Source organism: Coleofasciculus sp. B1-GNL1-01, assembly GCF_040220235.1.
Taxonomy (GTDB): Bacteria; Cyanobacteriota; Cyanobacteriia; order Cyanobacteriales; family Coleofasciculaceae; genus Coleofasciculus.
Genome location: NZ_JAVJTO010000047.1, coordinates 1 through 24,027 on the forward strand (window position 1 = coordinate 1; position 24,027 = coordinate 24,027).

Here is a 24,027-nt window from a genome sequence, read left to right on the forward strand (position 1 = left end):
TTTTTACACTATAACCGTCTTGCATCCTGGAATTTTCGCCGACAACAGCACCAAATTTTACCTCGACAGAGGGTTAAAACCATTGCAAGAAAGCCTATTCCCTATTGCCTCTCCCCACCACAAGACTTATTCAGCAGCCCCCAAGTAAGCTGTTCGGCATTTAAACCTTAATATCAATAAGGGCGAAATCCTTGTAGTGCGTTAAGCGAAGCCATGCCGCAGGCTTTGCATCTTGCTCGCTACCCATTCCCAATTTAAATGCATGACAGCTTAATAAGTCCTACCATCTGCCGAAAGGAAGATGCTATCGTAGCAAAATGCGGCGATAACTTGTTTAGTGTTACGTAAATATTAAGGCAGCGGTGGCACGAAACCTGAATCAAAAAAGCCTCGATCTCGCCAGCCTCCCGCGAATGGCATTGGCCGCGACAAGCCTATTGGGATGCTGGATTGGCGTTGTTTTAACTCAGCCTGCGATCGCGCAAATTACTCCTGATGCTACTTTGGGTGATGAAACTTCGGTATTGACTCCGGGCGATAACCCCATAGACATTCTGATTCAAGGTGGCGCTCAACGGGATTCTAACCTATTCCACAGCTTTGAACAATTCAATGTGGAAAATGGACAACGAGTTGATTTCGCTAATCCTGGTGGGATTGAAACCATTTTTACTCGCGTCACTGGTGAAAATAGTCCGACGAATATTCTGGGAACCTTAGGCGTCGATGGAGCCGCGAACCTGATTCTGCTGAATCCCAATGGTATCGTTTTTGGCGAGAATGCTCGATTAGATGTGTCCGGTGCATTTCGTGCCACGACAGCAGACAGCATTATTTTTGAGAATGGGCTAGAGTTCAGCGCCACAACTCCTCAAACCCCCTCCCCTTTACTCACGGTTAACGTTCCCCTAGGCTTACAATTTGGAGCCAATCCCGGCACGATTGTCAATCAATCCGTCGCCCAGAGGGATGGAGAAGTCGTGGGACTAGCGGTGCAACCTGGTCAAACTTTATCCTTAATTGGTGGAGATGTGGAGTTAGAAGGGGGTCATCTAACCGCACCTGGGGGAAAAATTGAACTGGGTTCTGTTTTTGATGGAGAGTGGAACCTTAATTCTCCCCAATCCTCGTTCCTGAACGCTACAAGTTCGACATTAGGCACGATTCAACTGATAGAACAAGCCACCGTCAATGCAAGTGGTGCAGGCGGGGGCGCAATTCTGGTACAGGGACGACAAGTTTCTGTCCGGGATGGGTCACAAATTCTGTCAATTACTCAAGGATCTCAACCTGGAGCAAATTTAACCATAAACGCGGCTGAGTTAGTCGAAGTGGTTGGCGCTGCACCGACTGATGATGGTTTGGTTCTCAGTAGCATTAAGGCAAATACAGTCGGGACTGGATCAGGGGGAGATTTAACCATTAACACAGGACAACTGCGGGTGCAGGGTCGAGGATTAGTCTCCGCCTCAACCTTTGGTAGCGGGACAGGGGGAGATCTAACGATTCGGGCTTCAGACTCCGTAGAACTGAGTGGTTCGGGATTTGAGGCTTTGCAACTCAGCGTTATCTTAAGGGCGTTAGCCACACCCGAATCATTGACACCCGAACTATCAGAACTACTAAATCTATTCAGTTTACCACTCCCACCCTTACAAGTGTCCGATATAGAAGGATTTGTTGGAGGCGGACTTTTAGCGGGTACTCAAGGAAGTAGTGCATCAGCATCAGCCGGTCGTTTAACCATTGATACCAGTCGGTTAGTGATGCGGAATGGCGCGATCGCCTCTACACCAACAGGTGGTGCAGGGAGAGGAGGAGATGTTTCAGTTAACGCTTCTGAGTCTGTGGAAATATCCGGTTCGGCGTTTATCACAGGGGCGCTTCAAGGAACCACAGGCGATGCAGGGAATCTTAGGTTGAATACACAAGATCTAACCTTAAACAAGGGTGGACTCCTGCAAACGGTTACCTTTGGTCAAGGGGATGGGGGAAGTTTGCAAGTGAACGCCTCTGAGTCTGTACAAATGGACAGTACACCCATTGGCGCACTTGCTCCTACAGGGATTTTTGCCAACAGTGTCTTTGGTACCGGGACAGGCGGCGATATCACCGTAAATACACGCCAGATGAGTATGCGTGAAGGGGCGCAAGTCGGAAATCAAACGGGTGCATTGACGGGATTGGGGTTAATTCCAGTGGGGGGTCCAGCCGGAGATGTTGTCATAAATGCAACTGATTTTATTGAAATTGACGGTGTATCCCCGGATGGTCGGTTTATTAGTGGTCCGGGAACCACCAGTTTTAGTGGTGCGCCCGCAGGAGATGTAACAGTTTCCACCCAAAATATGATCATTCGCAATGGGGCAAATATTTCAACCACTACTCTAAGTGCAGGAGATGGAGGGACATTGACGGTAAATGTCTCCGATAAGCTGGAACTCATCGGTACAGGAATTACGACCGGGGGAGGAGTTGCTGTAGAAATTCCTAGTAGTTTGGTCTCTTCCTCCGGACGGGCTGACTTTCCCGCATTGCAAGCCACTGGAAATGCGGGTGTTTTAGAGGTAAATGCAGGTCAACTGATTATCCGAGATGGGGCAGCAGTTGCGGTGAATAGTCTCGGTTCTGGGGATGCGGGAACATTAGAAATTGTCGCGGATTTGATCCAGTTGGACAACGAGGGAACAATTAATGCGGCGACAGATTCGGGTCAAGGCGGTAATTTATCCTTAAAAACTCAAAACTTGCTGATGATTCAAGAGAGTCAGATTACCACCAATGCCGGAAATACAGATGGGGGTAACATTACCATCATGACCGATACCTTAGTCGCTCTAGAAAATAGCGATATTACGGCGAATGCTCAACAAGGTCGAGGGGGACGAGTTATTATTATAGCTCAAGGTATTTTTGGCACCGAGTTTCGGAAGAAATTGACGCCAGAAAGTGATATTACAGCTACCTCTGAATTGGGACCTGAGTTCAGTGGTGTTGTGGATATCGTTATCCAGGGTATTGATCCCTCCCAAGGATTAGTTGATTTCCCCGAAAATTTCACAGATACCAGTACCCTCATTGCCATTGGCTGTGCCGCCGATGAAGGAAATTACTTTGCCCTAACGGGGCGGGGTGGCTTACCCGCTAACCCGACTCAACCCCTTGCCAGTGAGACGGTGTGGTCAGATGTACGCAATTTATCGGTGGCGTCTTCTCCCGCGTCTACGGCTAAAACGGAGAACAATTTTCAATTTTCCCGACCGAATCCTCAACCTCAAATTATTGAAGCGCAAGGCTGGATTGTCAATGAAAAAGGTCAAGTTGAATTGGTAGCTCATTTACCGGAAGCGTCTCCCCAAAGTCCTCGCTATAAACCACAAACTTGTTCACCTTAATTCTTGGGAGGATCTCAGATCAAGCAAAAAACCTCTGCGTCCCTCTGCGTGAACCTCTGCGTCCCTCTGCGTTAAAAAAACATAATTTCGATGCGAACTTATATGATATGAACTCAAAATCATACCCTTGAGCGAAGTGTCAATACTACCAATTAAGTCAGGGCGGGTTTTGTACAAACGTTATGATCAATAGCGAAACATAATTTCCTAACTGCCAATTAAGTCAGGGCGGGTTTTGTACAAACGTTATGATCAATAGCGAAACATAATTTCCTAAACCCGCCCCTACTAAAAACCAGATTCCTTTGAGCAAAGGGTCAACACTCAACATTCCCTCTGGATACCGTTAACTATCAAAATCAGGTCAAACTATGAAGTGGGCTAGTCAAATTTTTCGGCTAAAGATTCGGTCTAGTTTGAGACGGTATGCTTCCTCTGTGATACTGTTTGGGCTAACCCTGTTTCTGGTCACCACTATATTGCCTGCCATCTCATATCCAGTTGAATCCTTACACGCTAGTGGAAACACCGTAGGGGAGGATGTCAGGTTAGCAGATAATATTCAGGCTAATCCGATCAATTGGGTTACTCTTGGAGAAGATTCCTCGCCTACGTCCCTCCACCCAACCGACAACGTTGACCACTTAAAACGCCAACCCGCAAACGCCAAAATTGCCAATTCCCCAACCCCTCTAGAACAAGGGATTGCTGCCTTTGAAGCGGGACGTTTTGCTGATGCAGCACAACTGTGGCAACAAGCCGCCCAAGACTATGAACAAAAGAGCGATCGCCTAAACCTTGCCCTAAGTTTAAGTTATCTCTCGCTAGCGTATCAAAATTTGGGACAAGTCCAAGACGCCGAACAAGCGATTAGCCAAAGTCTTGATCTGTTGCAACACCAAAACAATTGGGAATCAGGGGGTTTGACGATTCTGGGTCAAGCCTTGAATACTCAGGGACGCCTGCAACTCACCAAAGGACAAGCTGAAGCCGCCTTGGATACCTGGAAACAAGCCACCGACGCTTACAGCCGTGCGGGTGATGAAACCGGAAAACTGGGAAGCCAAATTAACCAAGCCCAAGCCTTGCAAACCTTGGGACTCTATCGACGGGCGCAAACGCTTTTAGAACAGGCAAATCAACAACTTCAAGCCAACCCTGACTCCCGCGTCAAAGTTCAAGGATTGCAGAGTTTAGGAATTGCCCTGCAAGAATTGGGCGATCCCAAAACGTCCCAAACCCTTTTAACCCAAAGTTTAGCGATCGCCCAAGATCTGAACCCAACTCCCGATACCAGTGCGATTCTGTTGAGTTTAGGGAATGTGGCGAGAGACTTACAAGAGGATGAAAAAGCCTTAGATTACTACCACAAAGCAGCTAAAAATGCAACCAATTCGCTGATCCAAATCAAAGCTCAATTGAACCAACTGAGTCTGTTGATCAATACGGAACAAGAGGACGCCGCGATCGCACTATTACCGCAAATCCAAGTTAGTCTCGCCACCCTATCCCCCAGTCGGGCGGCGGTTTATGCTCATGTCAATTTAGCAGATAGTCTGATGCGGATGAGCAGCGATGTAGAGACGTGCCATGGCACGTCTGGATGTCAATTGATGGGTTTAACCGATAACCTTACCCCAGAAACCGGAAGCGCTAAAGCGCTCACTACGAACAGTGCGATCGCCCAATTGTTAGCCAAAGCCATTCAACAAGCCAGACAGATTCAAGACGCGAAAGCTGAATCCTACGCCATTGGACAATTAGGCAAACTTTACGAACAAAAGCAGCAGTTAGCCGAGGCGCAAAAGCTGACGCAACAGGCGCTGAGTTTGGTTCAAGGCATTAATGCTGGCGATATTGCCTATTTATGGGAATGGCAACTGGGTCGAATTCTGGAAAAGCAAGGCAATATAAAGGATGCCGTCGCCGCTTATACCGTCGCCGTTGAAACCTTGCGATCGCTCCGTAGTGATTTGATTGCCCTGCCCAATTTACAATTTTACTTTCGAGAACGGGTTGAACCCGTCTATCGTCAACTGGTGGGCTTACTCCTCAAATCTGATCCCAGTCAAAAAAACCTCCAAAAAGCCCGTGAGGTGATTGAATCCCTCCAACTTGCTGAATTAGATAACTTTTTTCGCAATACCTGTATCCAGGCGCAATCCCAGCAAATCGATCAGGTTGATCCCACAGCAGCAGTGATTTATCCGATTATTCTGCCCGACCAACTCGCCGTGATTCTATCATTGCCGGGACAACCCCTGCGCCATTATCAAACCCAATTACCGGAAGCAGAGGTGAACAACGCCTTTGTCCAACTCCGCAAATTCCTCAATCCGGTTCTGTCAAACAAACAACGATTACGCTATTCCCAAGACATTTACGACTGGCTGATCCGACCCATCGAAACTGAGTTAGCCGACAATGAGATTAAAACCCTGGTCTTTATCCTGGATGGGGCGTTGCGAAATCTGCCTATGGCAGCCCTTTATGATGGAGAACAGTATCTAATTGAAAAATATAGTGTCGCAGTTAGTCCCGGATTGCAACTGTTAGAACCGCGTGCGCTAGACCGAGAACGGCTTCAGGCATTAATTGGTGGACTTAGCGAGGAACGTGGGGGGTTTTCTGCTTTACCGGGAGTCGAAGTGGAACTAAAAAAAATCTCGGATCAAGTTCCGTCTGAGATGCTGTTCAATCAGGAGTTTACAACAAATACACTGAAGCAGGAAATTGGTGCCATCCCTTTCCCTGTGATTCATCTGGCTACCCATGGTCAGTTTAGTTCCGAGGTGGAAGATACGTTTATCTTGACCTGGGAAGGGCAAGTTAATGTCAATGATTTGGATCAACTATTACAAGTGCGAGAACGAGAGGATAGCCAACCCATTGAATTACTGGTTCTCAGTGCTTGCCAAACGGCAACCGGGGATCAACGAGCCGCCTTGGGATTAGCGGGTGTGGCGGTGCGTTCCGGCGCTCGCAGCACTCTGGCAACTCTGTGGTCAGTTCGCGACGAATCAACGGCTCAACTTATGGCTGAGTTTTACCAGTACCTGACGCAAGCTGAAAACAGCAAAGCGGAATCTCTGCGTCAGGCACAGCTTTCTATCTTGAAAAATCCTGACTATGAGCATCCTTATTACTGGGCACCGTTTGTTTTGGTGGGTAATTGGTTATAGAGCGTCGATTCTACAGCGCGATGGCGTGGAGGTACACAGATCCCAGACGTGCTATGGCACGTCTCTACATTGGCTTCCTCAGCTTCCCCCGCTCCCCCTCACCACAACACTTATTCAGCAAGCTCTATATAGCGCGTCCATTTGAGTTGTACAACTCAGGTGAAACCGAACAAGCAAAGAGCATAACCTAAGCGTTATAAACCACAGGCGTTTCGCAAATATTAAGTATTAGGAAAGAATGTAAATTAATTGTACAAATGATTTAGACGCGCTATATTTTTTTACTCTGATTGTCAAATAATGTAAATTAGTGTAAATTAGTGATCTCTATAAACATTACTGTAGATTATGTTACTTAGTAACCTGTGAAAACCTGTAATCACTTTGGCTCGAAAAGAGGGGTTCAATTGTGTCCGACATCCGACATCCGACATCCCATACCCGACACCCGACACCCTGCCTACACCTCAAGTAACTGGTCAACCCTTCCGTTCTAGGGGATAAGCAACTCTGTCGCCTGATAGATATCTGACTGGAGGATTCCGGTTAAGATACGCCTACTCCCTGAATGTAAATACGACAACGTGACCACTCTGGCAATTCCTGGCGAATGACGAATTTCAGTGGGGTGCAAGTTCAACTGAGATTTGGCACTCTAGTGAGCAATTGGGATTATGGCGAAGATTACCCTGTAAAAACCCTGATTTTTCGTTGATGTACCCCTGTTTATTCAGAATTGTGACAGATGGCAGCTCAGACTCATCAAAAATCCCGGAGGGGAATTATCGCAGGGCAGACTTAGATGTATTTTTGTGATCAACCTTACATAGAAAGACTTATTACAACATAAATCTTCTCAATTTTTATTCCTATGGGTTGAGTAAAATCTAGGGGTGAAGACTGGCTATTATAAACGAAATTGTTTAAGATTAATAGTGTCATTCGCCAAGGCATTTACTGTTCAAGAGGATTATGCTCATGACTTGGCAACATTACTACACTTATATTAGCTTCTTTGTCATCAGTCTGGTGTGGAACATCCTGCCGATTGAGGGGCTACCCGTGCAGGCGCAAGAAGTTACGCCGGCTAGAACATTAGCCAGTCGCTCGATGGTGACGGTAAGCTTCACACCACCACCAACTGGTGATCCACCCTTACCCAACAATACGGAAGGGGGAGGGACTCGTGATGGCGGATGTCCTCAAGATGCGAAGGCACTTGAGCCAGCGATTACGCCTGTAATGCCCGCGACTCGCCAAGGATTGACTGTTGCAGAGCGCCCGACATTTTTTGTTTACGTCCCTAAAACCACGGCGAAGCAGGCACTCTTTGTGCTTAAGGACGAAAATGAGGATTATTATTACGAAACAACCTTGCCCATGCCCAAACAAGCAGGAATTATCAGCGTAAAGCTCCCTGATGAAGCATCCAAGCTAGAAATGGGTAAAACGTATCATTGGTCGTTTCTGATGATTTGTGGCGCACAAGTTACGCCCGATAGTCCCGGAGTCCAAGGCGTGATTAAACGGATTAAGCCGAATGGAACGTTAAATCAGCTAGACGGAGAACCTTTGTTAGAACAGGCTCTCCAGTATGGGGCAAATGGTATTTGGTTTGATACGCTGACAACCCTGGCTCAACTTAGACAATCTAATCCAGAGGATTCTTCCTTTCAAGTGGCTTGGGCAGACTTATTGAAATCGGTGGGACTCGATGCGATCGCGACTCAGCCTCTCGTCAATTGATAGTCAGTTAGGGAGTGTGTAGAAAAAGGTATAGCACTACGCAGACACGTTAGGACAAATTAAGAAAAATTAAAAATCGCTCAATCCCTTGTAAGGTAAGCTTTTTTCTTCACTATTGCCTATTGCCTATTGCCTATTGCCTATTCCCTGGCGCGTAGCGCTATATCTGATGCAGTTACGAAGGATGTAATGATGAAAATATCCCATCTGTAGGGGCGCACCGACGTGCGCCCTTTATCGATGTGCGCCCTTTATCAAATGGTGTTTTTGCCGCCCAGATTCAGCGCATTGAGTTGAGCTTGGGCTTTTTGTAGCGATTCATACCATTCCTTTTGCGGATCACTGTCTGCCACAATGCCAGCACCCACTTGTCCCCAAACCGTTGCTCCAGCTTGAGAATGGCTAGATTGACTATACAGCAACGTGCGAATCAAAATATTTAAGTCGAGATTTCCCCGCCAATCTAAATAACCGCAAGAACCGTAAAATAAATTGCGCTTGACGGGTTCGAGTTCTTCAATGATTTCCATACAGCGAACTTTAGGACACCCCGTAATAGTTCCTCCAGGAAATACACCTCGAATCAAGTCTATCGGGTCACATTTAGGACTAAGGGTTCCCAGGATATTGCTAACCAAGTGCATGACGTGGCTGTAGCGTTCAATAGTGAGCAGTTCATTCACTTGTACAGTTCCCCATTCACAAACTTTGCCGATATCATTGCGCTCTAAGTCAACCAACATGATATGTTCAGCTCTTTCCTTCTTATTCGCAATTAACTCTTTTGCTAACTGCTCATCTTGGGTTGAATTAGCGCCACGTTTTCGCGTTCCAGCAATCGGTCGAGTCTCAACTTTTGTGCCGGATAACTGAATCAATCGTTCTGGCGAACAGCTAATCATTGCTCCCCACGGCGTTTGCCAATAACTGGCAAAGGGGGAAGGATTAATCTGTTGCAATGCTCGATAAATTGACCAGCTATCCAAAGCAGTATACGCTTCAAACCGCAACGATAAATTCGCCTGGAAGATATCCCCAGCTTGAATATATCGTTTCGCTTGCTGTACCGCCGCCATATAATCGTGCTGAGAGCTGTGGAAAATAGGAGTAATGGGATTACTTTTGTCCGGTTCTGGTGTATTCTTTACTTCTGTTTTCCTATCTGCCTCCTCTAGCTGACGTTGCAGGGAGTCCAGTTGAGCCACATCCGTCGTCGCTAGCCAGAGAATTTGCTGATGATGATCCAGCACTGCAAAGGATTCGGGTTCATACCAGTAGGCGATGGGGAAAGGTAGAGGATCAGTGTTTAGGTGGGGGAGTTGTTCAATCTCCCAGGCTAAGTCATATCCCAGCCATCCTAACCACCCCCCTGTAAAGGGAAGTTCAGCAGGTACAGGCGATTCTGGCTTTTGCACTTGAAGCAGGCGGCGCAGGAAAGGTAGAATGTTTCCCACAGGCGGAGTCCAAAGTTGAGGTTGAGTCTCAACAAAGCGAGGAGAACCCGCACAAATCGAATATCGAGCCAGATGAGTATTATGTGGCGTCACTGGGCTTTCTAAAAGAGTAGCAATGTGATAATTTTCTGTCAAATCGTTCCCCAATGTCGAATCTCCTCTGGGATAGAGAAACAGCGCCTTGAAGACGTGTGAACCACTACGCTTAGCCAGAGGAAGCTTGCGCCAATGCCAAGGTTGTACGGGGTTGCAGGAAGATGGGGTGGGTTCAAATAACTCAGTCGCGATCGCGGTATTCACATCTATCCGGTGGTTATCTTGTGTTGGCAAAATTGATTCCCGTGGAAAAGTATTTGTCTCTTTTGTGATTGGATCAATCCAATTCAGCCCTAGATACTTTATCACAGCGCACCGTTGTCAGATCGTACTGTATGGTTTGACGCCCAAAAGCTATCGCCTGTAAGTCAGTGGACTTTCATTAAAGTTGACAGTTGAGATGAGGGAGCAAGAAACGGGGAATCGGCAACAACGGCGGGCGATGTCAGACATTTTTTTTCTTATTCTGCACCTTTTGGTTACAATATTTATATAACATCAACCCTCTATAGACAATAAGATTTTAGTCCCTTTCCTGAGCGAGTCATTTTACCTATCAGTCTTCAATACGTTAGTCATTCTGAAGCAATAGGCACAAACAAACTTGGGAAATTGAAGAATAGGCATTGATAAAATAGCGGCGATTTTTTAGCCGAAAGCTGATGAATGAATCTCTAACATTTTTACAAACAGGGCTACCCGAAGGTCCAATTGTTGCGTTTACTATTCTGCTGTTAGTCAGTTTAACCATTCCCCCGTTGTTCGAGCGCCTGGGATTGCCTGGGTTAGTCGGATTGCTGTTGGCAGGAGTCCTCCTGGGTTCCAATGGGTTGCAGCTATTGGATGCTGACAGCGAAACCATGAAATTGCTATCGGATATTGGCAAAATTTATCTGATGTTTGTGGCTGGGCTAGAAATTGACTTAGTGCAGTTCCGCAAGAAGAAACATCGCTCTTTAGTGTTTGGATTGATGACCTTTATCGTACCACTCGCTACCAGTATGATAATTGGGCGATTCTTTGGTTTTGGTTGGAATACATCCCTGTTGATGGGGTCTTTATTTGCCTCCCATACTCTATTAGGGTATCCTATCATCCAGCGCTTGGGTTTAGTTGAGAAAGAACCCGTGATTGTTACCATTGGCGCGACAATTTTTACTGATATCAGTGCGCTACTCGTCCTAGCCATCTGCGTTTCGATTAACGCCGGAGAGTTTTCTGTCTATAGTTTGTTTCAGCAATTGGTGGCATTAGCTATTTACACCGCCATCGTTTTATTTGGCTTTGACTGGGTAGGGAAGGAACATTTTCGGCGGACGGGAGATGATGAGGGGAATCAATTTTTGTTCGTACTCCTAGCCGTGTTTCTGGCTTCGGTGGGGGCAGAAATTATTCAGGTGGATCAGATTGTCGGTGCTTTCATGGCGGGTTTGGCGGTTAATGATGTGGTGGGAAACTCACCCGTGAAAGACAAAGTGGAGTTTGTGGGTAGTGTTTTATTTATCCCCTTTTTCTTTGTAGACATGGGCTTACTCCTCGACATTCCCGTGTTTATCGAAAGCCTCACCACCAGTTTTTGGCTAACCCTAGCCATTGTTGGGGGATTACTGGGGAGTAAATTCCTCGCCGCCGCGATCGCAAAAGTCCTCTATCGTTACAGTTTTGACGAGATGATGGTGATCTGGTCCTTGTCTATCCCCCAAGTCGCCGCCACACTAGCCGCCGCGTTGGTGGGTTTGCAGGTGGGGTTAATTACAGACACCGTCTTTAACAGCGTCATTGTCTTGATGCTGATTACCTCCATCCTAGGTCCCCTACTAACCGGAAAATTTGCGCCGAAACTTCCTTTACCCAAAGCCAGCCCCAAAAGTAACCAGTCCAAACTTTGGTGGGAAAAACCTCACTCTAAATCGACAGAGGAACAAGAATCCGTTCCGTTTACGATAATTGTACCTGTGAGCAAAAGTCAAACCAAAGGGTATTTGATGGAAATGGCAGCCCTGCTAGCGCATCACCAATCCGGTCAAATTATACCGCTCTCTATTTCTCCAGCCCATACCTACATGGACGAACCCCAGATGCAGGTTAACCTACGCCAAAGTCGGCGACTCCTAAACAAAGCGCTAACCATTAGTTCAGAATTTGAGGCTGAGGCGAAACCGAGACTGCGGATTGAGAATGACATCGCCTCTGGCATTGTTCACACCGCCCGTGAACAAGATGCCAGTTTAATTGTTATGAGTTGGCGCAAAAATACCGGATTGCGGGCACGTTTGTTTGGCACAATCATTAACCGGGTATTTTGGGCATCTCATTGTCCAGTTGCAGTGATGCGACTCTTAGATGAACCCGTCAACCTGCGGAAAATTTTGGTTCCCGCGAAGAACTTTTCGCCCCAGACAATCCGCACGGTGAGATTTGCTCAACTCCTAGCGGATACCCATCAAGGGGAAGTGAAACTGCTGCACGTTTGTCCGGCTAAAACGGCATCTTCTGACATAGCAGCGATTGAAGATGAGTATATTAATATGCTAAATGTCACGGGAGGGCAGGTAAAATCAGAAGTGCAAGTAATTCAAGCTGACGATGTAGCGCTGGCGATTTTGAAAGTAGCTAAGTTAGCGGATATGGTCATTTTGCGCTCTTTGCGTCGCCGTACTATTGCGGGGTTAGCGGTGAGCGATATTACCACACAATTGATTAAAGAACTGACCTGCTCATTAGTGTTGTTTGGGGAACCGTATTAAGAGCAATGGTACTGAAAAACGTGGATTTTGGGATTCCCGAAATCCTTAATAAGCTGTCATGCATTTAAATTGGGAATGGTTAGCGAGCAAGATGCAAAGCCTGCGGCATGGCTTCGCTAAACGCACTACAAGGATTTTGCCATTCTTGACATTAAGGTTTAAATGCCGAACAGCTTATACCGTAGGGTGGGTTTCGACTTCGCTCAACCCACCAGCCAAAATTTCAGTACCCTTCGTATTAAGGGGACAGAGAACGAGAAACGGAAAGGATGAGACTTTCACAAAGGCAAATAGAGTACAATGCCTTTCCACTCTGACTGTTGACTACAATCAACCAGTAATAGTAATTCATCAATTACTTGTCTGATTGGCATCCGATCATTAACAACAAACAACCCCGACATTTCCTCTCCTCTTGTCAGTCGCTCATAAGCAAAGTTTGGCATAGTTGCACGATCATGAGTCAAAACAATGCGATTATTTGCTGCTGCCCAGTCCAGAATAGCTGGATCACCAACTGCCCGCAGACCAATATCCTGAATGCGAACTAAGTCCAAATTAGGTTCACGCAAAAATAGCCCCGAACGATATCGCCGTGGAAGTTTTCATCACTCAGCAATTTCATGATTCTTACTTTGTTTCTGCTGAGATAACAAGCGAGAACGAATTACACTTAAATCAGGTTGAACACTCAATAAACGCTGACGCACAGATTCAGCCAACTGCTCTCGACGGTTAAGATAGACTTCCACAGCGTCTTGGTGTCGGAGATAATAACCAATTGTGGTATAAACATCAGATAACGATAGTGTTGAATAACGCTGAACAATGGATTCAGGAGAAGCACCATCCTGAAAAGCGCGAATCACTAACTCCAGCAAAACCCTTGAATTTCCGACTCGAATCGCTCCTGTTGAATCCTCAAAAAGAGGTGGCATTTCACGCTCTAAAGTCAGACTCATTTACTCATGCCTCCTACAGGTCTACATTAGAAATAATCATAACTGAAATCAACCGCACTCGGATTGGACATCAGTTGTTGTTATCACTGGCACAAAATCTTTACTCATCACAGTTTTGCCTAACATGAATCCCTACGCTATTATTTCTCAAACTCAACGCCAACGAGTCAGCGATGGTATAACGCGATCGCTTCTAGACAACTGCGAGAATGCGCCCCGTATCCTGGTACTCGTTTGGTCTCAACTCGGTGACTTTGACACCCTCGAATATGCCTGGTGGTTACAGCGTGAGTCTGAACAGTTGCAGGCTAAGGGAATCGCCATTCGTGCGGTGGGGATTGGCAATCTGGATTCAGGAAAACAATTTTGTCAGTATACCGGATTTCCGGCGGAGTGGTTGTTTGTTGATCCAGAGGCTCAATTGCATCGCCAGCTTAACCTCTATCCTGGGTTAAATCTCAAACTTCCGGGACTTTCTACCTCACAAAGGGCTTGGTTGAATCTACTCTTAATGTGTGCGGGGATTGGTAGCCCAGGTACGCTTGCAGAAGTGTTCCGAGGTTATCGGGGCGATCGCAATGCACCTCAGCTTATTGGCGATGAGGAAGTTGTCAAAGCGAAACCCTTACCCCCTCTCAAAGGCTCATTTTTTCAATTTGCTGGGGGAAGTGGATATCAGCGCCCTTTTGAACTCGCCACCTTAAGACTACGGAATATGGTAGAAGTGTTAAGCCATTGGAAAACTTACGTTCCCAATCCCGCCTATATGACCCAGCGAGGTGCAACCTTCCTATTTGATACAGATGGGAAGCTACTGTACGAACATCGCGATCGCGGAATACTCGGCTTTGCTGCCAACATGAGCCGCCCCTTATCATTTTTAGATGAAATAGGGTAAAAGGGTAGAAGGATAGCGATCGCATCGATTCCGGAATAAAAGTACAGACAATTGGTAATTGAGTAAGAAAGAAAGTTTTATGTAGGGGCGGGTTTTACTATTATCATTTTTTACCTCACCCAGAGGTAACTAAACCCGCCCCGATGTAGAGACGTAGCATGCTACGTCTCTACTCCTTCAAAGATATACCTGAATCATGAACTATTGTTTTCCCAAACCAAATTCCCCTTTCCTCTGGATTCCCAGCAATCTTCTCCTCAGCCTTCTCATCTTCATCAGCACAGCCAATGCCGAAATAATCCCCGATAACGATAACTTTTCAACCAACACCAACGTTACCAATGGTGAGATTCAAGGTGGAATCCGAACCGGAAATCATCTCCTCCACAGTTTCCAAGAATTTTCTATTCCTACCAACTCCCAAGCCATCTTTAAACTGACTCCCCAGAACCTAGACATAGAAACTATTATTAGCCGCGTCACAGGCAACAAGACATCCATCATAGATGGCATCCTTGCCGCAGATGGCACCGCCAACCTAATCCTAATTAACCCCAACGGGATTATAGTTGGCGCTAATGCCCAACTCAATATCAATGGCTCCTTTTTAGCCAGCACCGCCAACAGTGTTATTTTTGCTGATGGCAGTGAATTCAGCACCACCAATCCCCAACTCCCGCCCCTGCTCACCATTAACGTACCGATTGGTTTACAGTTTGGTGAAAATCCAGCACCGATTATTCATCAAGCAAATAGTAACCTGTCAGTAAACCCCGGTCAAACCTTAGCACTGGTGGGAGGAAATTTATCATTAAATGGAGCCAATTTAACAGCACCACAAGGGCGAATTGAATTAGGGAGTGTGGCAAGTTTTGGACAAGTGACTCTGACACCTATAACCCCAGGTTTTGCCTTAGATTATTCCGATATACAAGAATTTGGCAGCATTAATTTAACTGATGCAACAGCTATCAACACCAGTGGTTTAGGGGGTGGCATAATTCAGGTGCGGGGGGGACAAATCACCCTGACTCAAGGCTCAAACCTAGTGGCAGAAACCTTCGGTAATGTGAACGGCGGCGGGATTGATATTCAGGCAAATCAGGTGACATTGCAACAAGGTTCCTTTGCTTCTACCTCTACATTTGGTGCAGGTACAGGAGGCAATCTGACCATTCGTGCTGACCAAGTGGAAGTAACTGGCACAACTCCTCTAGAACCCTCACGGCAGCTTCTATTCAGAACATTTGACCCCCTTAATCCTAGTAATGGTTTATTTAGCGTAAGTGGTGGACAGGGTGATGCTGGATATTTAACCATTGAAACCAACCAATTGATTGTGCAGAACGGCGCGGCTATCTTAACCACCGCATTGGCTGGGGGTGATGGTGGCGATTTAACCTTAAACGTTTCGGAGTTGGCAGATTTAACCAGTGGGTCTCTGTTAGCCACAGGAACTATCGCTCAAGGAAATGCTGGTGATTTTACAATAACCACAAATCAATTGAGAGTGCTAGACGGTACATCCCTAAGCACCACTCCTGGCGGTACAAGTCAGGGTGAGGGGGGGAATCTAAGCGTAACGGCTGAATTGGTGGAACTCAGAGGAACTCCAGCCAATGCGGTTGTTCCCGGCGGGTTGTTCACAGCGACGCTGGGTGCGGGGGATGCAGGTGACTTTACCCTGAATACAGGTCAACTCATTGTTGCTGATGGGTCACAAATCTCAGCGTCAGCGGCGGGTGGGGGACGCGGGGGAAATCTGATGATTAACGCTGATACGGTGGAATTGAGGGGAATTTCTGCTGATGGTCAGTTTTTAAGTGGTTTGTTTACGTCGTCATCGCTATTAACTGTAGAAGGACAAAGGGGAACAGCACCCGCTGGAGATTTAATGATTACCACGCGACGTTTAAGTGTCCAGGATGGCGCTCAGATTTCCGCCGCCACTGGGGGTGTGGGTACAGCCGGAACGTTAACGATTAATGCGGCTGAATCGGTAACCGTGGCGGGTGTGGCGACGGGTGTTGATCCCGCTGTCGAACGTGTCTCCTTTGGCATTATTGGGGATGGTATCGTACCCAGTGCGATTGAAGCGAATACGAGTGGTGCAGGTGGCGCGGGGGATTTGCAAATTCAAACTGGAGAGTTAAATGTGGGGGATGGCGCAGAAATTGGCGTCAGGGGGACTGCATCGGGTGCTGCTGGTAATTTGGATATCATCGCCGATTCGATTTGGCTGGATAACCAAGGGGGAATTAGCGCAGCTACGGTGGCGGGGACAGAGGGAAATATTCGACTCGACGCCTCGAATGTGTTACTGCGACGCAATAGTCGGATTACGACGAATACTGAGAACAGTGATGGCGGTAATATCCGCATCAATACCAATCTTTTAGTCGCGATCGATGATAGTGATATCACGGCTAATGCTCGTCAAGGTCGAGGCGGTCGTGTTAGTATTACAGCTCAAGGTATTTTTGGCACTCAGTTTCGGGATGAACTGACCCCCAATAGTGATATCACTGCCACATCAGATTTAGGACCACAATTTAATGGTCTGGTGACTCTCAATATTCAGGGGATTGACCCGAATCGGGGATTAGTTCGCTTACCGGAAAGCTTTACTGAACCCAGTGATCAAATTGCCACAGGTTGTGTCGCTGAAACTGGAAATTCCTTTGTCGTGACGGGACGCGGTGGATTACCCGAAGACCCCAGTCAAATTTTACGTGGTCGAACCCTTTGGCAAGATTTGCGTTCTTTGGATTGGCATGAAGAAAATCTGGAGGAGACGGGACATGGGGAGAATCGACAGCAATTCCCATCGACAAGGGAGACAATACATCCAGATGAAAACCTGACCTCTCGCCGTTCTTCTATTGTGGAGGCTAAAGGATGGGTTATTGATGGCGATGGTAATGTTGAATTGGTGGCTGATATGCCGAATAATAGACTGAGGGGGTTGGAGTCATCCAGAAAATCTTATTGTTATTAAATAAAACAGTAGGTTGGGTCGAGGTACGAGACCCAACACAAGCCAATGCTGCAAGGGATAGAGGAGAAGGGGAAGCAGGGGAAAAAAAGTTAAATTTAGAGGTTATCCGAGCGGTATGGCAACAGAAGTTAACTTGATACTGTTGGGTTTCACTCCGTTCAACCCAACCTACTTTAGTAATGACTTAAATTAACAATCACCGATGGGAAGTTTTATTCAGAAAAAATCATTTATATTACTTTTATTAACCGGAAATTTATTTGTTGACTTACTGGTTTCAAGTAAGATAGCTCATGCCCAGGTTATCCCTGATGACACATTGCCCCAAAATACAGTGGTCAATCAAGATGGTAATATTAGTGAGATTCAACAAGGGACAAGAGTAGGCGATAATCTATTCCACAGTTTTGAGGAGTTTTCTGTTTCTGAAGGTTCAACAGCATTTTTTAACCTGGAAATGATTAATCAGGATGTCCAAAATATTATCAGCCGGGTTACAGGCAATAACCCATCAGAAATTAATGGCACAATTAAAATTAATAATGCCGCCAATTTATTTTTAATTAACCCTCAAGGTATTGTCTTTGGCGCGAACGCCCAACTCGATGTTGACGGCTCCTTTTTAGCCAGTACAGCCAATAGCATTCAGTTTCCCGATGGGCAGGAGTTTAGCGCCACCAATTCCTCAACCCCACCCTTATTATCAATAAATGTACCCATTGGTTTGCAGTTTGGTGCAAATCCGGCTCCCATCAGCAATCAATCGACGGCTGGCTTACAAGTAAATTCAGGTCAAACTTTAGCCCTAGTCGGTGGTGAACTGCGGTTTCCGGGAGGACATTTGACAGCACCTCAAGGGCGAATTGAATTAGGTAGTGTTGGTGCGAATAGTTTTGTCCAGATTATGCCAACGATTAATGGCTTCACTCTGGGATATGAACAAGTGAAAAATTTCCAAGATATAAACCTATCCCAGCAATCTGTTGTAGATGTTAGTGGTACAGGTAGCGGGTTTATTCACATCCAAGGTGGTCAGGTAAACCTAACCCAAGCGTCACAAATTCTGGCGAATACAGAAGGTAATCTTGACGGCGGTGATATTACGATTCAAGCGGAACAATTAAACCTAAAAGAGGGCGCTTTTGTTTCGGCGTCTACCTTTGGTGATGGGGCGGCTGGTCGCTTGATGGTCAATGCTGCATCAGTGGAAATTATTGGCATAAGAAATCTACAAGAGGTATTAGATACACTTTTTGAGGAGAAAACAATTACCCTTCCGGAGTTGGGTACGGGTCTATTTTCGCTAAGTTTCGGTTCTGGTGCAGCAAATAGCTTAATCATTAATACGGAAACATTAAGTTTGCAAGAGGGTGGTTTTATCTCAACTTCTCCCTTTAGCACGGGTTCAGGCGGTGATATGGTTGTCAGGGCGTCTGAATCGGTGGAATTGGTGGGTTCAGAACTATTTGCTGATAGTTATGGCAAAGGAGATGCAGGTCAACTAACCGTACAAACCCGACAGTTAAGGGCTAGCGAAGGAGGTGGAATATTTAACTCTACCTTTGATGCAGGGCGTGGCGGAAATGTGCTAATTCAAGCATCCGATTCCATTGAACTAATGGGAACAACACCCGATGGTCGATTCAAAAGTTCTATTGCGTCTAATGCGTTTGAGGATGCGACTCAAGCCACGGGAAATGTGATCATTGAAACTCGACACTTAACGATTCAGGAGGGGGCGGGAATTGGCGCTTCTACATTAGGTTCAGCTCAAGGCGGAACAGTGAAGATTCAGGCGTCAGAGAGTGTGGAACTGATTGGTACTTCAGCGAATGGTCAAGAATTGAGTAGTTTGAATACACAAAGTTTTGGCACAGGTGCGGCGGGGGATATTGAGGTTTATACTAGGCGATTAGTCCTGCGTGATGGCGGAGTGATTTCAACCACCACGCAAAATGCTGGGCGGGCGGGACGATTAGTGGTTAGAACATCAGAATCTGTGGAACTGAGTGGTATTTCCGCCGATGGTAAGTTTCCCAGTAGTTTACGCTCCGATGCATCGTCTGATTCTGTTCCCAGTGGTTTTATTCCACCACCTCAGACTGAGGTATTAGGGGAAGCGGGGGATGTCACGATTGAGACAGGACGTTTAATCATCCAAGATGGAGCAGAAGTCACGGTCAATGGGGAAAAGTTCGCCGCCGCAGGGAATTTGAGAGTTAATGCTGATTTAATTTGGTTAAAAAACGGTAGTACAATTTCAGCGACAACGCGAGCGGGGACAGAGGGGAATATCACACTGCAAACGCAAAATTTGTTGCTACAGAATCAGAGTCAAATTAGCACGAATGCGGAGAATACCAATGGCGGTAATATTACGATTGATACCGATACGTTAGTTGCCCTGAACAATAGTGATATCAGTGCCAACGCCCAAGCGGGATCAGGAGGTCGAGTTACGATTAATGCGTTTGGTATTTTTGGCACAAAATGTCGAGAACGAAAATGTCGAGAACGGTTAACTCCGGAGAGTGATATCACAGCCACATCAGCCCTGGGATCGGAATTTAGCGGTATCGTCAATATCAATATTCAGGCGATTGATCCCAATCAAGGATTAATCCGGTTACCCGAAAACTTTACTGAACCCAATAACCAAATTGTTACAGCTTGCGATGTGGAGCAAGGCAATTCCTTTGTGGTAACTGGACGAGGAGGTTTACCCGAAGACCCCACTCAAACCCTGCGAGGTCGAACCCTTTGGCAGGATTTACGGGCTTTAGCGTTAAATGAAGATAAAGGAGATTATGTAGAGACGTTGCATGCACCGTCTGGGAGTGGAGCGAGTAGAGACGTGACCATGGAGCGTCTGGAAGCTGGGGGAGAATCTTCTTCTGAGCGTCGCTCACCCATTGTAGAAGCTCAAGGATGGATCATTAATTCTCAAGGTCAGGTTGAGTTAGTAGCTCATGTTCCTGAAGTTACTCCCCACAGTTCCTGGTATGGAGCAGCAACATGCTTAAATTAAGTTATAAGCACGTCCTCGAACGAAATTAAGCCCTGAACTAAAGTACTCGAAGAGAAGCCGCTTCGCGTCTACGGGCTAAAAGCTTAAACCCGTTAAAACGGGTTCACATCATGTCCTGACGATTGCCCATAATTGCAAAGCTGTAAAAACAAGGATTGCAGGCGTCTTTATTCAGGGGTGTTTGACCAGACATGATATGACATGAATCATGCACCCAGATTTATATTATGGGTGATTTGCCGGACATGATATTACCCAATCACTGAGCAACCCAACTAGCCCTTATTCATAATATTCATAAGTCATCGTTTTATTCTTTCCCTCATGACTTTTTTGCCCCGCATCAGACTGAAAATGGCTTTAAGGCGATCGCGAACTCCCAAAATAGCGATAATCCCCTCACGTCTCAAGGCTATCGGTCGCTGTATTGGGTTAGGATTACTCACACTGTTCCTGGTAATGTGGGTTTTTCCCACCCAAGCCCAGCATCCGCCTATACCGCTTACGGGATCAACTCAGGCTCAATTCTTGAGTAGGGAACAGGGAACACCTCGACTTCGCTCGGTGTATCACAGGGAACAGGGAACAGGGAACAGAAAACAGAGGGATTTAAACTCAATTCAGGAGAATGATAATGCTTTAACTCAACTCGAACAAGGCAAAGCCCTCTATGCGGCTGGACGCTTTTGGCAAGCGATTACCGTTTGGCAACAGGCGATGCAAGCGTACCAAGCTCAAGGCGATCGCATCCACCATGCCCTGAGTTTAAGTTATCTCTCCTTAGCCTATCAAGAGTTGGGACAATGGCAGGAGGCAGAACAAACGATTACCCAAAGCTTAAATCTAGTCGCTAATCTCCTCAAACCCACCCCCAATCATCAACGCCTTCTCGCCCAACTGCTGAATACTCAAGCCAGTCTCCACTACGCCCAAGGACAAATGGAAGCGGCTTTAGAAACCTGGAAACAGGCAGAACAGGCGTATCAAGACGCGGGGGATCAAACGGGTGTATTCGGGAGCCAAATTAACCAAGCCCAAGTTTTACAAGCATTGGGACTCTATCGGCGATCGCAGATTACCTTAGAGCGAGTGCAAACCCAACTCCAAACTCAACCCGATTCGTTACTCAAAGCCGCCGGATTAAGGAGTTTGGGCGTCGCGCTGCAAGTGGTGGGTAATCTGGAGGAATCGCAACAGGTTTTGCAGCAAAGTTTGGCAATAACTCAGCGCTTGGATGCAGTCGCTGAGCAAAGTGCGACGCTATTTAGCCTGGGAAATACAGCTAGAGCGTTACAGGAATTTGAAGAGGCGATCGCCTATTATCAACAAGCCGCCTCCACAGCAACCACCACTCTTACCCAAGTGGAAGCCCAACTCAACCAACTCAGCCTGCTGATTGAAACCCAAAATTGGACAGATGCTCAAGCTTTAGTTCCTCAAGTTCAGGCTGAATTATCTAGTTTACCTCTAAGTCGGGCGGCGGTTTATGCTCAAGTGAATTTCGCTGAGAGTTTGATAAAAATGGGGAGCAATGTAGAGACGTTGCATGCAACGTCTCTAAGCCGAGCTGTAGGGGTGGGGTTGAGGGATAATAACGTTACCCATACCCAAGACGCCGCTAAGTTGACTAAAGCTGCTCTACCTAGGGAACAGGGTAGAATGTCTCAATCCCTGATCCCTAATCCTGGAGGCGCTAAAGCGCAACTACAAGCGCAACGACGAGCGATCGCCCAATTGTTAGCTAGAGCGATCCACCAAGCCAGACAGCTTAATGATACAAGAGCCGAGTCTTACGCCTTGGGTCAATTGGGACATCTTTATATGGAGACACAGCAGTGGTTAGAGGCGCGAGAGTTAACAGAGAAGGCGTTAACTTTGGCGCAAGGAATACAAGCCACTGAAATCGCCTATCGTTGGCAATGGCAACTGAGTCAGATACTCCAACATCAAGGTAATCTGACAGGCGCGATCGCGGCAAATCGGGAAGCCGTTCATAGCCTGCAATCCCTACGCCGTGATTTGGTGGCGATTAATCCTGATGTGCAATTTTCCTTTCGGGAAACCGTTGAACCTATTTATCGCAATTTGGTGGAATTACTGTTAAGCAATCAGCCCACACCAGAGCAGCTCACCCAAGCGCGTGAAACCATTGAATCCCTGCGATTAGCGGAACTAGAGAACTTTTTTCGAGAAGCCTGTTGGCAAGTTCAACGCCAAGCTATTGATCAGATTGATCCCCAAGCTTCCGTCATTTACCCAATTATTTTGCCTGATCATTTTGCCGTGATTGTCTCCCTACCCAGAAAACCCCTGCGCTATTTTCAAACTGATGTAACTCAGACTCAAATCGACAGCACCATTGAGCAGCTCCTACAAGCCTTAAATCCCGTGTGGTCAAACAAAGAACGGTTACGCCTGTCCCAACAACTTTATGATTGGTTGATCCGACCGATTGAACCGGCGTTAAAAGAAAATGAGATTAAAACCCTCGTCTTTGTTCTGGATGATGCCTTACGGAATTTGCCCATGGCGGCGCTCTACGATGGACAGCAGTATCTGATTGAAAACTACAATATCGCGCTATCCGTAGGATTACAACTGATCGAGCCGCGATCGCTCCTTCCCCAGCAAATGAAAGCCTTAACAGCTGGACTCACCGAGGCGCGGGACGGTTTTCCGGCTCTCCCCGCCGTGGAGTTGGAAGTGGAAAACATCGCCGCCCAAATTCCGACTAAGGTCTTTTTAAATCAACAGTTTACCCATCAAACGCTGCAAGAGCAAATTGAAGCGACTCCCTTTCCAGTGGTTCATCTAGCCACTCATGGACAGTTTAGTTCCAAAGCCGAGAACACATTTCTGCTCACTTGGAATAGTCGCATCAAGGTGAAAGATTTGGATCAACTTCTGCAAACCAGACAGCGACAGAATACCAACCCCATTGAACTGCTGGTTCTCAGTGCTTGCCAAACGGCGACAGGGGACAAGCGAGCGGCTTTGGGACTGGCTGGATTAGCCGTGCGATCGGGCGCTCGTAGTACCCTAGCAACCTTATGGTCAGTTAATGATGAATCGACGGCTCAGTTGATGGTTGAGTTTTATCGACAACTCACCCAATCTCAAGTGAGTAAAGCCCAAGCCCTGCGTCAGGCTCAACTCACTCTTCTACGTCAACCTAATTATCAGCATCCCTTTTACTGGGCACCCTTTGTCTTAGTCGGAAATTGGCTTTGACGCAAAGCCTGTTCCCTGAATGACAGAAGGCAGAGGGGAACAGTAGTGCGAGCGTCTCGCTCGCTATTAGTCTCGCTCGCTATTAGTCTTGCTTGCTATTAGTCTCGCTCGCTATTGGGTAGGATTTTTTATCTATCGAGGCTGAGAAGCTTGCACTAAATCAACTTTAATCGTCGTCAAAAGCTTTATTTTTAAGGGTTTCCGGTTTTTGCAGTAAGCCCTACCTATTGTCTAAGTATTGACAAACGTGAAGAATTTATGTCGAGAGGCACGGTTCATTCCACGTTATG

Annotated in this window: 11 protein-coding genes; 8 read left to right on the plus strand and 3 right to left on the minus strand. The window is 46.6% G+C overall.

Going from position 1 to position 24,027, the window contains the following annotated elements; genetic code table 11:
* Positions 1–362: 362 nt before the first annotated feature.
* The 3 genes from RID53_RS10785 to RID53_RS10795 all read left to right on the plus strand — a co-directional run bounded on the left by RID53_RS10785 (position 363) and on the right by RID53_RS10795 (position 8,323).
* Complete coding sequence (locus RID53_RS10785; RefSeq protein WP_446388097.1) at positions 363–3,395, plus strand: two-partner secretion domain-containing protein; 3,033 nt, start codon at positions 363–365, stop codon at positions 3,393–3,395.
* Between the two features lie 371 nt (positions 3,396–3,766).
* A complete protein-coding gene (locus RID53_RS10790) occupies positions 3,767–6,577 on the plus strand; it encodes a CHAT domain-containing protein (protein ID WP_446388098.1) in 2,811 nt (936 codons plus the stop codon).
* A 978-nt stretch (positions 6,578–7,555) separates the two neighbouring features.
* Positions 7,556–8,323 carry a DUF928 domain-containing protein gene (locus RID53_RS10795; RefSeq protein WP_446388099.1) on the plus strand — a complete coding sequence of 256 codons (768 nt, stop codon included), beginning with the start codon at positions 7,556–7,558 and terminating at the stop codon, positions 8,321–8,323.
* 254 nt (positions 8,324–8,577) lie between these two features.
* On the opposite strand, the gene RID53_RS10800 is transcribed toward RID53_RS10795, so the two are convergent.
* Positions 8,578–10,065 (minus strand): anthranilate synthase component I, encoded by a 1,488-nt coding sequence (locus RID53_RS10800; RefSeq protein WP_446388177.1) that lies wholly within the window; start codon positions 10,063–10,065, stop codon positions 8,578–8,580.
* Positions 10,066–10,535: 470 nt separating this feature from the next.
* On the opposite strand from RID53_RS10800, the gene RID53_RS10805 reads away from it, so the two are divergent.
* Positions 10,536–12,620: a cation:proton antiporter domain-containing protein gene (locus tag RID53_RS10805; RefSeq protein ID WP_446388100.1), complete on the plus strand. Its 2,085-nt coding sequence runs from the start codon at positions 10,536–10,538 to the stop codon at positions 12,618–12,620.
* Between the two features lie 278 nt (positions 12,621–12,898).
* On the opposite strand, the gene RID53_RS10810 is transcribed toward RID53_RS10805, so the two are convergent.
* Both RID53_RS10810 and RID53_RS10815 read right to left on the minus strand, forming a co-directional pair.
* Positions 12,899–13,192: a DUF5615 family PIN-like protein gene (locus tag RID53_RS10810; protein WP_446388101.1), complete on the minus strand. Its 294-nt coding sequence runs from the start codon at positions 13,190–13,192 to the stop codon at positions 12,899–12,901.
* Between the two features lie 36 nt (positions 13,193–13,228).
* A complete protein-coding gene (locus tag RID53_RS10815) occupies positions 13,229–13,582 on the minus strand; it encodes a DUF433 domain-containing protein (protein WP_446388102.1) in 354 nt (117 codons plus the stop codon).
* Between the two features lie 124 nt (positions 13,583–13,706).
* On the opposite strand from RID53_RS10815, the gene RID53_RS10820 reads away from it, so the two are divergent.
* The 4 genes from RID53_RS10820 (at position 13,707) to RID53_RS10835 (ending at position 23,737) form a co-directional block, all read left to right on the plus strand.
* Positions 13,707–14,480 (plus strand): peroxiredoxin-like family protein, encoded by a 774-nt coding sequence (locus tag RID53_RS10820; RefSeq protein ID WP_446388103.1) that lies wholly within the window; start codon positions 13,707–13,709, stop codon positions 14,478–14,480.
* A 196-nt stretch (positions 14,481–14,676) separates the two neighbouring features.
* The gene (locus RID53_RS10825) at positions 14,677–17,478 is read left to right on the plus strand and encodes a two-partner secretion domain-containing protein (RefSeq protein ID WP_446388104.1); all 2,802 of its coding nucleotides are present in this window, start codon (positions 14,677–14,679) and stop codon (positions 17,476–17,478) included.
* A 202-nt stretch (positions 17,479–17,680) separates the two neighbouring features.
* Positions 17,681–20,506: a filamentous hemagglutinin N-terminal domain-containing protein gene (locus tag RID53_RS10830; RefSeq protein WP_446388105.1), complete on the plus strand. Its 2,826-nt coding sequence runs from the start codon at positions 17,681–17,683 to the stop codon at positions 20,504–20,506.
* 324 nt (positions 20,507–20,830) lie between these two features.
* Positions 20,831–23,737 (plus strand): CHAT domain-containing protein, encoded by a 2,907-nt coding sequence (locus RID53_RS10835; protein WP_446388106.1) that lies wholly within the window; start codon positions 20,831–20,833, stop codon positions 23,735–23,737.
* Positions 23,738–24,027: the final 290 nt, after the last annotated feature.